The sequence below is a fragment of the Polaribacter septentrionalilitoris genome (assembly GCF_009832745.1).
In the GTDB taxonomy this organism is placed as follows: domain Bacteria; phylum Bacteroidota; class Bacteroidia; order Flavobacteriales; family Flavobacteriaceae; genus Polaribacter; species Polaribacter septentrionalilitoris.
The window spans coordinates 269,273-283,898 of the sequence record NZ_VRMJ01000033.1 but is presented as its reverse complement, the minus strand read 5'-3'; the positions used below and the strand labels follow the sequence as shown (position 1 = coordinate 283,898).

Annotated in this window: 18 protein-coding genes and 1 pseudogene; 18 read left to right on the top strand and 1 reads right to left on the bottom strand. The window is 29.9% G+C overall.

Translation table 11 applies throughout. From position 1 onward, the window contains the following. Positions 1–11: 11 nt before the first annotated feature. Genes FP421_RS08540 through FP421_RS08525 form a run of 4 tightly spaced genes read left to right on the top strand, consistent with a single transcriptional unit; the run spans position 12 to position 3,226 of the window. A complete protein-coding gene (locus FP421_RS08540; protein ID WP_159949600.1) occupies positions 12–1,040 on the top strand; it encodes a Gfo/Idh/MocA family protein in 1,029 nt (342 codons plus the stop codon). Between the two features lie 57 nt (positions 1,041–1,097). Next, positions 1,098–1,721, top strand: a complete 624-nt coding sequence (locus tag FP421_RS08535; RefSeq protein WP_159949598.1) for a LysE family translocator — start codon at positions 1,098–1,100, stop codon at positions 1,719–1,721. A 43-nt stretch (positions 1,722–1,764) separates the two neighbouring features. Continuing rightward, on the top strand, positions 1,765–2,376 hold the full coding sequence (locus FP421_RS08530; RefSeq protein WP_159949596.1) for a LysE family transporter: 612 nt from the start codon (positions 1,765–1,767) through the stop codon (positions 2,374–2,376). A 10-nt stretch (positions 2,377–2,386) separates the two neighbouring features. After that, entirely contained in the window at positions 2,387–3,226 is an 840-nt protein-coding gene (locus tag FP421_RS08525) for an alpha/beta hydrolase family protein (RefSeq protein WP_159949594.1), read from the top strand. A gap of 1 nt (position 3,227) precedes the next feature. Here FP421_RS08525 and FP421_RS08520 read toward each other — a convergent pair whose 3' ends face one another. Beyond that, a complete protein-coding gene (locus tag FP421_RS08520) occupies positions 3,228–3,620 on the bottom strand; it encodes a hypothetical protein (RefSeq protein WP_159949592.1) in 393 nt (130 codons plus the stop codon). Positions 3,621–3,709: 89 nt separating this feature from the next. Between FP421_RS08520 and dinB the strand changes: the two genes are divergently transcribed. The 14 genes and pseudogenes from dinB (at position 3,710) to FP421_RS08450 (ending at position 14,615) form a co-directional block, all read left to right on the top strand. Further along, complete coding sequence (dinB, locus tag FP421_RS08515) at positions 3,710–4,792, top strand: DNA polymerase IV (RefSeq protein WP_159949590.1); 1,083 nt, start codon at positions 3,710–3,712, stop codon at positions 4,790–4,792. A gap of 65 nt (positions 4,793–4,857) precedes the next feature. After that, positions 4,858–5,313 (top strand): annotated as a pseudogene (locus FP421_RS08510) (GNAT family N-acetyltransferase). A gap of 65 nt (positions 5,314–5,378) precedes the next feature. Further along, a complete protein-coding gene (locus FP421_RS08505) occupies positions 5,379–6,491 on the top strand; it encodes an NAD(P)/FAD-dependent oxidoreductase (protein ID WP_159949588.1) in 1,113 nt (370 codons plus the stop codon). Beyond that, a complete protein-coding gene (locus FP421_RS08500) occupies positions 6,484–7,620 on the top strand; it encodes an NAD(P)/FAD-dependent oxidoreductase (protein WP_159949586.1) in 1,137 nt (378 codons plus the stop codon). The genes FP421_RS08505 and FP421_RS08500 overlap by 8 nt, the downstream gene beginning before the upstream one ends. Before the next feature lie 9 nt (positions 7,621–7,629). Continuing rightward, positions 7,630–8,358: a methyltransferase domain-containing protein gene (locus tag FP421_RS08495; RefSeq protein WP_159949584.1), complete on the top strand. Its 729-nt coding sequence runs from the start codon at positions 7,630–7,632 to the stop codon at positions 8,356–8,358. Position 8,359: 1 nt separating this feature from the next. After that, entirely contained in the window at positions 8,360–9,412 is a 1,053-nt protein-coding gene (locus FP421_RS08490; RefSeq protein WP_159949582.1) for a type III polyketide synthase, read from the top strand. Between the two features lie 53 nt (positions 9,413–9,465). After that, positions 9,466–9,927 (top strand): transposase, encoded by a 462-nt coding sequence (locus FP421_RS08485; protein WP_236548080.1) that lies wholly within the window; start codon positions 9,466–9,468, stop codon positions 9,925–9,927. Between the two features lie 161 nt (positions 9,928–10,088). After that, on the top strand, positions 10,089–10,526 hold the full coding sequence (locus FP421_RS08480) for a 3-hydroxyacyl-ACP dehydratase FabZ family protein (RefSeq protein WP_159949930.1): 438 nt from the start codon (positions 10,089–10,091) through the stop codon (positions 10,524–10,526). A 4-nt stretch (positions 10,527–10,530) separates the two neighbouring features. Then, the gene (locus tag FP421_RS08475) at positions 10,531–11,802 is read left to right on the top strand and encodes a beta-ketoacyl-[acyl-carrier-protein] synthase family protein (RefSeq protein ID WP_159949580.1); all 1,272 of its coding nucleotides are present in this window, start codon (positions 10,531–10,533) and stop codon (positions 11,800–11,802) included. 63 nt (positions 11,803–11,865) lie between these two features. Next, positions 11,866–12,117 carry an acyl carrier protein gene (locus tag FP421_RS08470; protein WP_159949578.1) on the top strand — a complete coding sequence of 84 codons (252 nt, stop codon included), beginning with the start codon at positions 11,866–11,868 and terminating at the stop codon, positions 12,115–12,117. Next, complete coding sequence (locus FP421_RS08465) at positions 12,110–12,679, top strand: 4'-phosphopantetheinyl transferase family protein (RefSeq protein WP_159949576.1); 570 nt, start codon at positions 12,110–12,112, stop codon at positions 12,677–12,679. Before FP421_RS08470 ends, FP421_RS08465 begins: the two co-directional genes overlap by 8 nt. Further along, the gene (locus FP421_RS08460) at positions 12,669–13,118 is read left to right on the top strand and encodes a GreA/GreB family elongation factor (RefSeq protein ID WP_159949574.1); all 450 of its coding nucleotides are present in this window, start codon (positions 12,669–12,671) and stop codon (positions 13,116–13,118) included. The genes FP421_RS08465 and FP421_RS08460 overlap by 11 nt, the downstream gene beginning before the upstream one ends. A 6-nt stretch (positions 13,119–13,124) precedes the next feature. After that, positions 13,125–13,742 carry a DUF6973 domain-containing protein gene (locus tag FP421_RS08455; RefSeq protein WP_159949572.1) on the top strand — a complete coding sequence of 206 codons (618 nt, stop codon included), beginning with the start codon at positions 13,125–13,127 and terminating at the stop codon, positions 13,740–13,742. A 198-nt stretch (positions 13,743–13,940) separates the two neighbouring features. Further along, positions 13,941–14,615 carry a succinate dehydrogenase cytochrome b subunit gene (locus FP421_RS08450; RefSeq protein ID WP_159949570.1) on the top strand — a complete coding sequence of 225 codons (675 nt, stop codon included), beginning with the start codon at positions 13,941–13,943 and terminating at the stop codon, positions 14,613–14,615. The last annotated feature ends 11 nt before the right edge of the window (positions 14,616–14,626 follow it).

Genomic DNA, 14,626 nt, shown 5'->3' with positions numbered 1-14,626 from the left:
AATTATTGATGATGAAAAAATTAAGAGGTGTAGCAGTTGGTACAGGGTATTTTAGTCAGTTTCAATATGAAGCTTGGAACAGAATGGAAAATGTAGAAATTGTAGCAGTATCTAGCAGAAGAATGGAAAAAGCACAAGCCATTTGTGATCAATTTGATATACCAACTGCGTATGATAGTTTTGAGGAAATGTTAATTGCTGAAAAACCAGATTTTGTAGATATTATTACACCTCCAGAAACACATTCTTTGTTCTGTAACATCGCTATAAAACATAATATTGATATTATTTGTCAAAAACCATTAGCACCTACTTATAAGGAATCTGTAGCTTTAGCAAATGCGATTAAAGATTCAGGAGTACGAATGATGGTGCACGAAAACTTTAGATTTCAACCTTGGCACAGAGAACTTAAAAAGTTGTTAGATGAGAATGTTATTGGTGATAAAATTCACAGTATCAATTTAAGAATGAGAATGGGTGATGGATGGCAAGAAGACGCCTACATGAATCGTCAACCCTATTTTAGAGAAATGCCACAACTTTTAATTTACGAAACAGGCGTGCATTTTATTGACGTATTTCGATATTTAATGGGTGATATTTCTCAAGTATATTCAAAATTAAGAACATTAAATAATAATATTAAAGGTGAAGATTTTGCTTGGGTTCAATTCGAGTTTAAAAACGGAACGTTAGGCTTTTTAGACGCCAATCGTTTTAATGAAAACACTAGTGAAGATCCAAGATTAACCTTTGGAAATATTTGTCTAGATGGAAATAAAGGAACCATTCGTTTGTTTGATGACGGTAAAATTACCATTCAAAAATTAGGTGAAGCAGAAAAACCACATGAATATCCTTTTGAAAAAATAAACTTTGCAGGAGATTGTGTGTATAATACTCAAGAACACTTTATAGATTGTTTACGTTCAGGAAAACCTTTTGAAACTGATGTAGAAGCTTATTTAGATAATATTATTGTTCAAGATGCTATTTACAAATCTAACAAAACAGGCATTCCTGTGGATACCTTATAATATTTAAATGGATTGCGTTAATGTAAAATTCATAAAGCGACTACATTGCCATTAATTATGGCTTTTTACACATATTTTTTTTTCGGATTCATTATTGCAAGTTTAGGCAGTATAACACCTAGTTTTTTAAATTTAACTGTTGTAAAATTCAGTTTAAGAAATAGAAAAAAACCAGCTTTTTATTTGATTGGTGGTTATGCAACAGTACTTTTTTTTCAAGCAAATATAGGAGCGTATTTAGCCAGTATTTTAATGGAAAACTCAGAATACATTACACTAATTCAAAAAATTGGTACAGGTATTCTTTTTTTACTCTCAATAAATTTTTTTAGAGTTCATTTTTCATCCAAGGAACAAAAAAAGGATAAAGAAATTCCAAAGTCGAAAGCTTTTTTTTACGGAATTATGATGTCTTTGTTAAATATGATGGCTATCCCTTTTTACTTTACATTTATCTCTATTCTAATAGGAATGGAGTACTTTAATTATTCTTACATAAACGCATTATACTTTTCTATTGGTTCCACAATTGGTTCATTTACATTATATAGTATTTATGCAATTGTAGCCAAAAGAATTGAACACAAACTTACTTATATTGCTTCTAAAATGGATTTTATTTTAGGTTGTTTAACAGGTATTGTAGCAATTGGAAACTTAATTCATTTATCTTACAAGTAATTTTTTTAAAAAGCTTGCGACAGAATTGTTATAAACTATAACTATGTTGTCTCTTTTTTTATTCGGATTTCTTTTTGCATTTTTAGGGTACACACCTCCAAGTGTTTTAAATATGACTGCGTTAAAAATCCGAATAGATAGCAATCAAAAAGAATTTACCAAGTTTAGTTTGGGAGTTTCGTTAATTGTTTTTGTACAAGCAAGTCTCTCTATTTACCTAACAAATTATGTTAGTAAAAACCCAGAATTTTTAGCGCTTTTAGAAAAATTAGGCGTTATAGTTTTATTAGGATTATCTATTTACTTTTTTAAAAAGAATACCAAAGAGAAGAGACAAATTAAACATAAAAAAGAAACAAAAAATTCCTTTCTTACAGGTCTACTATTGTCTACGCTAAATATGTTTGCAATTCCCTTTTTCTCTGGAGTAACTGCATTCTTAGTAGGCTTTAATATGATGAATTTTGAAGTTGTTTCTATATTTATTTTCGTGATTGGTTCAGTAACAGGAGCTTATGTTATTTTATATTTATATGGAAAATATGCACCAAAAATTCAGCAAAAAACAGGGAGTTTTACACAAAATATCAACTTAATTTTATGTTATATCACAGCAGGTTTTGCTTTATTTACTTTCCTTAAATTTGTAGTATAAAAATCTAAAAATGAAAATTCTTAAAAATCTAATTGTTGATGGTAAACATCAAAAACCAATTGTAACTGATGTTTTTTATCAAGAAAATTATCAACCCAAAAAAGTAGTTGTCTTTTGCCACGGATACAAAGGGTTTAAAGATTGGGGTGCTTGGAATTTAATGGCAGAAGCATTTGCTAAAGTTGGTTTTTTCTTTGTAAAATTCAATTTTTCTCATAATGGTGGTACTGCAGAAAACCCAATTGATTTTCCTGATTTAGAAGCTTTTGGAAACAACAATTACACAAAAGAATTAGACGATTTAGAAAGTGTTTTAGATTGGATTTCATCCGAAGATAAATTTAAAAATGAAATAAATTCTAACGATATTTCTATTATTGGACATAGTAGAGGTGGAGGGATTGTAACTTTAAAAGCAGCAGAAGATGATCGTGTAAAAAAAGTAATTTCTTTAGCTGCAGTGTGCGATTTTGGTTCAAGATCATCAACCATTGGCGATTTAGAAAACTGGAAAAAAACAGGGGTTAAATATGTTGTAAACGGACGTACCAAACAACAAATGCCTCACTTTTATCAGTTTTACATCAATTTTAAAGAAAACGAAGAACGCCTAAATATTGAAAGAGCAGCTAAAAATATGACCATTCCACATTTAATAATTCATGGTGATGCAGATACTTCTATTTCTATAAAAGAAGGAGAAAATCTACATAAATGGAATCCTAAAAGTGAGTTTGAAATTATTAAAAATGCAGACCATGTTTTTAATGTTTCTCATCCTTGGAAATCTAATGAAATGTCAAAAGAATTGCAAAAAGTAGTTACAAAAAGTATAGCTTTTTTAAGCTAAACTACATTCCAATTAGCCCCATTACTTTTTTTAGAATATCAGGATTACTTTTTATAAACCCCATAATTTTAGTTACCAAATCTGGGTTTTTTAAAATGTTAGACATTAATTTATTTTTAGAAAGAGGCGTTTTTTTAATTAGACCCAATACTTTATTTTTTACACCAGGGTCATTTTTAAGAAAATTAATGGCTTTGTCTCTTAAACTTGTATTTTTTACCAATTGTTCTTTTACCTTTTTTTGAACTTCTGGTTTGTCTAATAAAGCTTTGTATTTAGCAGTTTTGTCTAAAACTGAAGTTTTGTTTTTTAAGTCCCCAAAAGATTGAGCGTTTACGTTTTGAGTAAAAGAAAAAAAACAAATAGCTATTGATAAAAAGAGTAATTTTTTCATGGTAATTTTTATGATTTATCTATCAAAAATACGTTTTTTAAAATTAAGAATATTTTACAAAGGAAAGATATGTCGTATTTTTACAAGTATTGAAAAATTTAGAGAAATATAGAAAAATTATTCATGTAGATATGGATGCTTATTATGCATCTGTAGCGCAATTAGACAACCCAGAATTAAGAGGTAAACCCATTGCTGTTGGTGGAGGTGGAGATAGAGGTGTAGTTTCTGCAGCCAGTTATGAAGCTAGAAAATTTGGTGTAAAATCGGCAATGAGCAATGTATTGGCAAAACAAAAATGCCCTCATATTATTTTTGTGAAATCAGACTTTGCAAGGTATAAAGAACTCTCAGCAAAAATTAGAGAAATTTTTTATGAGTATACAGATTTGGTAGAACCACTTTCTTTGGATGAAGCGTATTTAGACGTTACAGAAAACAAAAAAGGGAATCCGTCTGCAAATGATATTGCCAGAGAAATTAGACAAAGAATTTATGATGAAACAGGTTTGCGTGCTTCTGCAGGAATTTCAATAAATAAATTTATTGCCAAAGTTGCTTCTGATATAAACAAACCAAATGGTCAAAAAACAGTTCATCCAGAGGAAGTTTTACAATTTTTAGAGGAATTACCCGTCAATAAATTTTATGGCGTAGGTAAAGTTACTGCAGCTAAAATGTATAATTTGGGCATTTTTGTGGGTAACGATTTAAAGAAAAAAACATTGGAAGAGTTGGTACAATTATTTGGAAAGTCAGGTGCGCATTATTACAATATTGTTCGCGGAATTCACAATAGTCCAGTAAAACCGAATAGAATTAGAAAATCTTTAGGAGCAGAAAGAACCTTTAGAGAAAACATTTCATCAGAAATATTTATGCTAAAAAAACTAGAAAATATTGCAGATGAATTAGAAAGAAGAATGATAAAAGCCAACACAAAAGGAAAAACGGTAACTTTAAAGATAAAATATTCTGACTTTACACAACAAACCAGAAGTAAAACAGTGCCAAATTTTTTACAATTAAAAACAGAATTTATGCCCATTGTAAAAGAGCTTTTGTATCAAGAAAAGTTGTTGAATTCTGTGCGATTGTTAGGTATTTCTTTTGGAAACTTAAATACAGAAAAAAAAGAACCAGTTTGGGTGCAATTACAATTTGATTTTTGAGAAAAATATTCTTTTAAGACCTTTCAGGTTTTTAAAACCTGAAAGGTCTTTGTGTTAAAATAATTATGAAAATAGTAAGAACCAATTCAAAAAATAAAGATTTTATCAACTTGGTATAAGATTTAGACGCGTATTTAAAAGTTACAGATGGAGATGAACACGACTTTTACAATCAGTTTAACCATATAGATGTTTTGCAACACGTTGTTGTTTTTTATATGGATAAAGTGCCTGTAGGTTGTGGTGCCATAAAGACGTTTGATAAAGAATCAACACGTTCTATGGAAGTAAAAAGAATGTATGTTTCTCCTGATTTTAGAGGAAAACAAGTTGCACAAAAAATTCTTACTGAATTAGAAACTTGGGCAAAAGAATTGGGTGCTAAAAAATGTGTTTTAGAAACAGGAAAAAGACAAGTAGAGGCTGTAAAATTTTACAAAAAATGCAACTATAAAATCATACCCAATTATGGGCAATATATAGGAATGGAAAACAGTATTTGTTTTGAAAAATATTTATAAATCATTTTGAAAAAGAGCTCACAGGTATTAAAACCTGTGAGGTCTAAAATAAAAATCACCTTAAAATGAACTTTAGTTACTGGGAACTCAAAGAATGGTTTACAAACATCGATTTTACAATTGTTGGTAGTGGCATTGTAGGCTTAAATTGTGCTTTAGAGCTAAAGAAAAAGCATCCAAAAGCAACTATTTTAATTTTAGAAAAAGGCATGTTACCCCAAGGAGCCAGCACAAAAAACGCTGGTTTTGCTTGTTTTGGTAGCTTATCTGAATTGATAGACGATTTAAAAACACACTCAGAACAAGAGATTTTTAATTTAGTTGATAAACGTTGGAAAGGTCTCCAATTATTGAGACAAAATTTGGGTGATAAAAACATCGACTTTCAACAAAACTTTGGATATGAATTGTTTGAAAACGAAGCATTTTTTGAAGAATGTAAATCACAAAAAGATACTATAAATACATTACTAAAACCAATTTTTAAAAAAGATGTTTTTTGGGTAAAACCAGATGTATTTGGTTTTAAAAATGTAGCTCCCAATCATTTTGTAAATATTTTTGAAGGTCAAGTAAATACTGGTAAAATGATGCATCAGTTGCTTTTAAAAGTACAACAATTAGGCGTTAAAATTTTAAATAATATTTTGGTTGATAGTTTTACAGAAACAGGAGATAAAGTTGCCATAAAAACGAATAAAATAACGTTTAAAACCCATAAATTATTCATTGCTACAAATGGTTTTGCCAATCAACTTTTAAATGAAAAAATACAACCAGCAAGAGCGCAAGTACTCATTACAAAACCCATAAAAAATCTACATATAAAAGGTACGTTTCATTTAGATAAAGGCTATTATTATTTTAGAAATATTGATGATAGAATTTTATTTGGTGGAGGTAGAAATTTAGATTTTGAAACAGAAGAAACTACAGAGTTTGGACAAACTACAATCATTCAAAATGAATTGGAAAGAATTTTGAAAGATACCATTTTACCAAATACCAATTTTGAAATTGAACATAGATGGAGTGGAATTATGGGCGTTGGAAGTCAGAAAAAAGCAATTGTAAAACCAGTTTCAGAAAATGTTTTTTGTGGTGTTCGTTTAGGAGGAATGGGCGTTGCAATTGGCAGTTTGGTAGGTAAAGAATTAGCAGCATTATTAGATGAATAAAGATAATTTGGAATACGATATTATTATAGCAGGTGGAGGTTTAGCAGGTTTGTGCAATGCAATTCACTTATCTAAATTCGATAAAAAAGTTTTATTGATAGAAAAAAACAGCTACCCAAAACACAAGGTTTGTGGCGAATATATTTCGAATGAAGTTTTACCATATTTAGAGTTTTTAAACATCAATCCATTTGATTTTGGTGCTGTAAAAATTGATGATTTTCAATTATCTACCACAAAAAATAAAGTGATTGCTGCAAAATTACCTTTGGGCGGTTTTGGCATTTCACGTTACACTTTAGATTTCGAATTGTATAAAAAAGCCAAAGAAAATGGTGTAGCAATTTTACAAGATCAAGTGATACAGGTTAATTTTAAGAAAGATGTTTTTACTGTTGAAACCAAAGAAAATAAGAAATTTACAGCTAAAATTTGTATTGGTGCTTTTGGTAAACGCAGTTTGTTAGATATAAAAATGCAACGTGATTTTATTCAGAAAAAATCGCCTTATTTAGGTGTAAAAATTCATGTAAAAGGCAATTTTCCTAAAAATAAAGTGGCTTTACACAATTTTAAAGGCGGTTATTGTGGTGTTTCTAAAGTAGAAAATGATGTGATCAACTTGTGTTACATTACCAATTTTTCATCTTTTAAAAAACACAAAAACATTACTGATTTTCAAGAAAATGTGGTTTTTAAAAACACATTTTTAAAAGAAATGTTTCAAAATGCAACTCCATTTTGGGAGCAACCTTTATCCATCAGTCAAATTTCTTTTGAAACCAAAAAACCAGTAGAAAACCATATCATTATGTCTGGTGATGCAGCAGGAATGATTCATCCACTGTGTGGAAATGGAATGAGTATGGCAATACAATCTGCACAAATAGCATCTAAACTGATTCTAAATTACTTGAATGATAAAATTGAATCGAGAAAACAACTCGAAAATCTTTATATTAGACAATGGAACAAGCAATTTAAGTGGCGTTTAAAAGCGGGTCATTTTATAGCAATGTTGTTTAGAAAAGACAAAATTGCATCGTTTTTATTATCAATTTTAAAGAGAATGCCATTTTTATTACCTGTAATTATCAAACAAACGCATGGAAAACCAATCAAACTTTAGAAATCAATAATGGATTTTTTCATCAACACAAAACAAAGAACAGACAAAGAAGAGTTGATGGACGATTTTTCGATTGGTGGTGATTTGTTACGAGATACTTTAGATAAATTAGAGAAAATTAACAGGTGGTTAGGAGGTAATAAAGTAACTGTAAATGGTTTAAAGGCGCTCTTAAAAAATCACCCAAAAGAAGAAGAAATTTCCATTGTAGATATTGGTTGTGGTCATGGAGATATTTTAAGAGATGTTGCAAAATTTGGGCGTAAAGAAGGCTATAAATTCAAATTAATTGGTGTAGACGCCAACCCAACAGCCATAGATTATGCTAACGAATTGTCTGTAGAATATCCAGAATTGAGTTTTAAAACTCAGGATATTTTTTCTGAAGATTTTAAATCGGAAACCTTTGATGTGGTGATAGCCACCTTATTTTTGCATCATTTTAAAGAAGAACAATTGGTTTCTTTTTTAAAAAACACAATCAAACAAACCAAAATTGGCATTGTTGTTAACGATTTACACAGACATACATTAGCCTATTATTTGTTTCTATTACTGTCTGTTTTTATTAGCAATAAAATGATTATTGAAGACGGATTAACCTCTGTATTAAGAGGATTTAAACGAAAAGATTTAGAAAGAATTTCAAAAACACTTCGACAAGCTCAGTGTGACAATTTAAAATATAGTATAACCTGGAAATGGGCATTTCGTTTTCTGTGGATTATAAAAAAATAAAATGAAAGTAAAAATAAAATCAGTAGCCAAACAGCTACCCAAATATTATAAAGAAACCAAAGATATTATTCCGTTTGTAAAATTATGGATGCAAAATCAAGAAGAGCGTTTTCAACGAAAAGTAGTCAAACTCTTTGAAGGTGCTGCTGTAGACAAACGTTATTCTATTATGGATCCAGAAGAAGTTTTTACAGCCACTTCTTTTGAAGAAAAAAATGATATTTATACAAGAGAAGTAGTACAATTGGCAGAACAATCTTTAAAAAAATCGCTAGAAAAAGCGAGTTTAAAACCCACAGATATAGACTATATAATTACTGTAAGTTGTACAGGAATTATGATTCCTTCAGTAGATGCATACCTGATAAACTCCTTAGGAATGAAACAAGATATTGTGCGTTTACCAGTTACAGAAATGGGTTGTGCAGCTGGTGTTTCTGGAATTATTTATGCCAAAAATTTCCTGAAAGCAAATCCAAATAAAAGAGCAGCAGTTATTGCTGTAGAAGCACCCACAGCAACGTTTCAGTTAGAAGATTTTTCGATGACAAATATTGTTTCAGCAGCTATTTTTGGTGATGGAGCTTCAGCAGTAATTTTGTCTTCTTATCAAGAAGATAAAGGCCCAACAATTATAGACGAAGCCATGTATCATTTTTATGACGCCACAAATATGATGGGTTTTAAATTGGTAAATACAGGTTTGCAAATGATTTTAGATAAAGAAGTTCCACAGAAAATTGCAGACCATTTTCCTGCAATCATTCATCCTTTTTTAGAAAAAAATAATTTAACGATTAACGATGTAGATCACTTAATTTTTCATCCAGGAGGAAAAAAAATAGTACAAACCGTAGAAGAATTATTTGGTGTTTTAGGTAAAAATATAGATGATACAAAAGAAGTTTTACGTTTGTATGGCAATATGTCTAGTGCTACAGTTTTGTATGTTTTAGAACGATTTATGGATAGAAATCCGCAAAAAGGCGAACGTGGAATTATGTTAAGTTTTGGACCAGGATTTTCTGCACAACGTATATTGTTAGAATGGTAATTTAGACCTCACAGGTTTTTAAAACCTGTGAGGTCTGTTAAAAAAAGAGCAAAATGAAATATGAAGTTTTAGTTGAAGATTCTTTTTACCACATTTATAATTGTGGAAATAATAAGGAGAATATTTTTATTGAAGAACAAAACTATCCTTACTTTCTAAAATTAGTAAAAAAACATCTTTTAAAAACTTGCGATATTTTAGCATATTGCCTGTTAAAAAATCACTTTCACTTTATCATTAAAACGAAAGAAAATATACTATCAAAAGATATTTCTCAATCGTTCTCAAATCTTTTTAATTCATATTCAAAAAGTATTAATAAAAAATACGGAAGAAATGGAAGCTTATTTAAAGATCGTTTTTCAAGAATAAAGTTAGACACTGAAGAATATTTGAAAAACTTAATAATTTATGTGCATTTAAAGCCAAGTCATCACGAATTTATTGACGATTTCAGAAACTATAAACACTCTTCATTCAATTCAATTTTATCAGATAAAATACAAGTTTATTGAGAGAAGATGTTATAAAGATTTTTGAAGACAAACAAAATTTTATTGATTCTCATAAAATTAAACAAGTAAGTATTTTAGAATCATTAACTTTAGAATAATAAAAAAACAAGACCTCACAGGTTTTTAAAACCTGTGAGGTCTGTGAAATGAAGTTAACAAAAATGAATAACCAACTCATCATAAATAATCTACCCTATCAAAAACCATTTTTGTTTGTTGATGAAATTCTAGAAATTGATGAAAATGGAGTTAAAGGAACTTATACATACAAAGAAAATGAGTTTTTTTACGAAGGACATTTTAAAGATAAACCAATAACACCAGGTGTAATTTTAACAGAAACCATGGCACAAATTGGTGTAGTTTGTTTGGGTATTTTTTTGTTGAAAGATGAAATAGGATCAACTAAAAAACCACAAATTGCCTTAACATCTAATCATGTAGATTTTTATTTACCAGTTTTACCCAATGAAAAAGTAACCGTAATTTCAGAAAAAGTTTATTTTAGATTCAACAAGTTAAAATGCGAAGTAAAAATGGTGAATACTAAAAATGAATTGGTTTGTAGAGGTGAAATTTCTGGAATGATAATCGCTTAATAAAATGAAAAACAGAGTCGTTATAACAGGTTTAGGTGTAGTTGCTCCAAATGGGGTAGGTTTACAAGCGTTTACAAATGCCATAAAATCTGGCAAATCAGGCATTACATTTCATCAAAATTTAAAAGACAAAGGTTTTTCTTGTTGTATTGGTGGAATTCCAGAGGTTTCCGAAGAAAAAATACAAGAATATTTAACACCATTACAATTAAGAGGTTTCAATTCAACTTCTATTTTATACGGAGTTATGGCAGGCATAGATGCCTGGAAAAATGCTGGTTTTACTGTAGATGAAAACTCACCTTTAGATTATGATACAGGATTAATTTTTGGTACAGGAACCTCAGGAATTGAGAAATTTAGAGAAGCCATTTACAAAATTGACGAGCAAAAAGTAAGACGTTTAGGAAGTACATCTGTATTGCAAACTATGGCAAGTGGTGTAACTGCTTATTTGAGCGGAATTTTAGGTTTTGGCAATCAAGTAACCACAAATTCATCTGCTTGTACAACAGGTACAGAAGCTTTATTAATGGGTTTTGAACGTATTAAAAACGGAAAAGCAAAACGAATGTTGGTTGGGAGTTCAAGCGACAGCAGTTTATACACTTGGGGTGGTTTTGATGCAATGAGAGTTATGACTTACAAGCATAATGAATCGCCAGAAAAAGGCTCTAGACCTATGAGTGCAACTGCTTCAGGGTTTGTTCCTGGAAGTGGAGGTGGAGCTTTGGTTTTAGAATCTTTAGAAAGTGCATTGGCAAGAAACGCGACTATTTATGCAGAGGTTTTAGGTGGAAATATCAATGCTGGAGGACAAAGAAATGGAGGTACTTTAACAGCACCCAATGCAGAGGCTGTTCAGAAATGTATTACAAATGCCATTGCAGATGCTAAAATTTCTGCCAAAGAAATAGACGTCATAAATGGACATTTAACAGCGACCACAAAAGACGCTTTAGAAATAGAAAATTGGACCAAAGCTTTGGGTAGAAAAGGAGCAAATTTTCCTTTGATAAATTCGTTAAAATCGCAAGTTGGGCATTGTTTAGCAGCAGCTGGAGCTATAGAATGTGTGGCTTCTGTTATTCAAATAAAAGAGCAATTTGTGTTTCCAAATATCAATTGTGAAGATGTACATCCAGAAATTGTATCGTTGATTGACAAAAATAAAATTCCGACAAAAAAAACAGACACAAACATTACTATTTTAGCAAAAGCAAGTTTTGGTTTTGGTGATGTAAACGCTTGTGTTATCTTTAAGAAATATAATTAGTTTGTACTTAAAGACCTCAAAGGTTTTTAAAACCTGCGAGGTCTGAAAAATATTCAGAATAAAATGAAAAAAGAAGAAATCATACAAAAGTTAACTACCATTGTAAAACCCTATATTCAGAATGAAGAAGGGTTTAAAAACATGTCTGAAGAAACCGATTTTATTAACGATTTAGAAATAAATTCGGCAAATTTGGTAGACATTATTTTAGATGTTGAAGATGAATTTGACATTCATATTGATAATGATTCTATGGAAAAAATGTTATCCGTAAAAGCTACAGTTGGTATTATTCAAGATAAAATGAATGCTTAGAATAGGAAACGATATTGTTGATTTAAACCTTGCCAAAACACAAAGTAATTGGCAAAGACCAGGTTTTTTAGAAAAGCAATTCACCCAAAAAGAGCAAGCTGCCATTTTAAAATCAGAAAACCCATTTGAGCAAGTTTGGTTGTTTTGGAGCATGAAAGAAGCTGCTTACAAATGCCATGTTCAGCAGTTTCAAAAACGTTTTTTTGCACCCAAAATATTTTTATGTAAAATACTTTCTAACCAAAGTGGAATTGTACAATTTAACAACGTTTTTTATTATATAAAATACAGAATATCAAATAATTATATTTATACGACTGCAACAGAAAAAAATGATATAAAAATGGTTTCAGAGTCATTTTTTATTGATAATAATTTGAATACAACCAAAATTATCGATAAAAAAATACAAACTTATTTTTCATCAGTAGTACAAATTAAAAAAAATGCTTTAGGCATCCCTTTTATTTATCAAAATGATGAAAAAACACCCAAAACCCTTTCTAAAACGCATCATGGAAATTATGGTGCCTTTGCTTTTATACTAGATAATGAATCTTAAACAAGAACTTTTTAACCAATGTGAAAACTTTGTAAACAAACGTTTACAAACGGTAGAAGAAATAATTACTTCTAACCAAAAAGGACTACAATCTGAAACCAAAAGTTCTGCTGGCGATAAACACGAAACAGGACGTGCCATGTTGCAATTAGAAATGGAAAAAGCGAGTCAGCAATTAGAAGGAATCAATCATATGAAACACATCTTATCTAAAATTGACGTTTCAAAAAAATCGGATATTGGACACATAGGAAGCATTATAGAAACCAATACAGCAAATTATTTTTTATCAATTTCGGCAGGTAAATTGATGTATAATGCAAGGAGTTATTTTGCAATTTCTGTTTCATCTCCAATAGGTAAACTCTTGCTAGGGAAGAAAAAAGGAGATGAGATTCTGTTCAACAAAAAGATAATTAATATTATAAATATTCAATAAAATAAAATGAAAAAAACGCTTTTAGCAATTACATTCTTGTTATCAATAAATTTGTATTCTCAGTCTAATCTAAAAAGTTTTTTTAGTCTTTCTGGACCAAAACGAACTTGGGTCATATTTCATCCTTTTAAAGCAAAAAAATCATTAGAAATTTCTAAAGAAGCAAATCGTGTTGCAGATTCAATCGTAAAAAGCAACTTATTAGATGGTGATAAATCTGGAGGACAAGTAGATGCGTTTAGACATGCATATTGGATGGCACGTTTGTGTCAAGAAATTGGGGAAAGTGCAGCACGTTCTCTAGGTAAAGCTCATGAAAAAGAAAACTATTTAACCTATAAAAAAAACAAGTTAGAAGATGGTGTTGTGCCGGATGAAATTTCTTCTATTATGGATTTACATAATAATGAAGAAGGCTTAAAACTGATGAGTAAAGGAAGCAAAGTTTCTCAAAAAGGATTGATCTATAGAATTATCAATGCCATTCATCAGGGAAAAATGAAAATTATTAAGAAAGATGCAGCTGGAAATTTTTTAACATGTGATGGAAAAGTGATTTCAAAAGAAGAGTTAAAAGGAAAATGGAAAAACAACAAATGTTTGATAGCTTCAGATAAAACGTAATTTTTAAACCTAATTAATAATTCTATATGTAAACAACAGTAATTTATTGCTGATTTTTATCATTTTAAAAGAGTTTAAACAAAACTATGAGCAGTTATTTTTATAATTATTCTAAATAACCGTAAAACAATTTGAATTTTTTGTTTGTAGCTGCTTTTAGCCGTAAATTTGTTCAGAAAATTTTTAACCAAATATATAATGAGCGGATTTTTTAAATCTTCTATAGGAAGAAAAGTATCAATGGCGCTATCAGCTTTTTTCCTGATGTTCTTTTTGTTACAGCATTTAGCAATAAATACTTTATCTGTTTTTAGTCCAGAACTATTTAATGAAGTATCCCATTTCATGGGTACAAATCCATTAGTACAATTTGCATTACAGCCAGTATTAATATTTGCTGTTGTTTTCCATTTTGTAATGGGTTTCATTTTAGAACTAAAAAACAGAAAAGCCAATGGAGCAGGATATGCCAAAAACAATGGAGCTGCAAACTCTACATGGTTTAGCAGAAATATGATTTTAAGCGGAATAACTATTCTTGCTTTTATATTGTTACACTTTATCGATTTTTGGTTTCCAGAAATTAATACAAAATTTATCCAAGGAGATTGGTCTGGAACAATGGAAGGAATTGAAGGTTTACGTTATCACGAAGAATTAGTGCATAAATTTGTAAATCCTTTAAGAGTGGGTGCATATGTTTTAGCATTTATTTTCTTAGGATTGCACTTAGCTCACGGTTTTACCTCTGCCTTTCAATCTGTTGGAGCAGCTTCTTTAAGAAAAAAATTAGAGAAAGTTGGAATCGCTTATTCAATACTAGTGCCTTTAGGATTCATCTTTATCGCACTTTATCATCACTTTAACCATTAATCTTATACAAC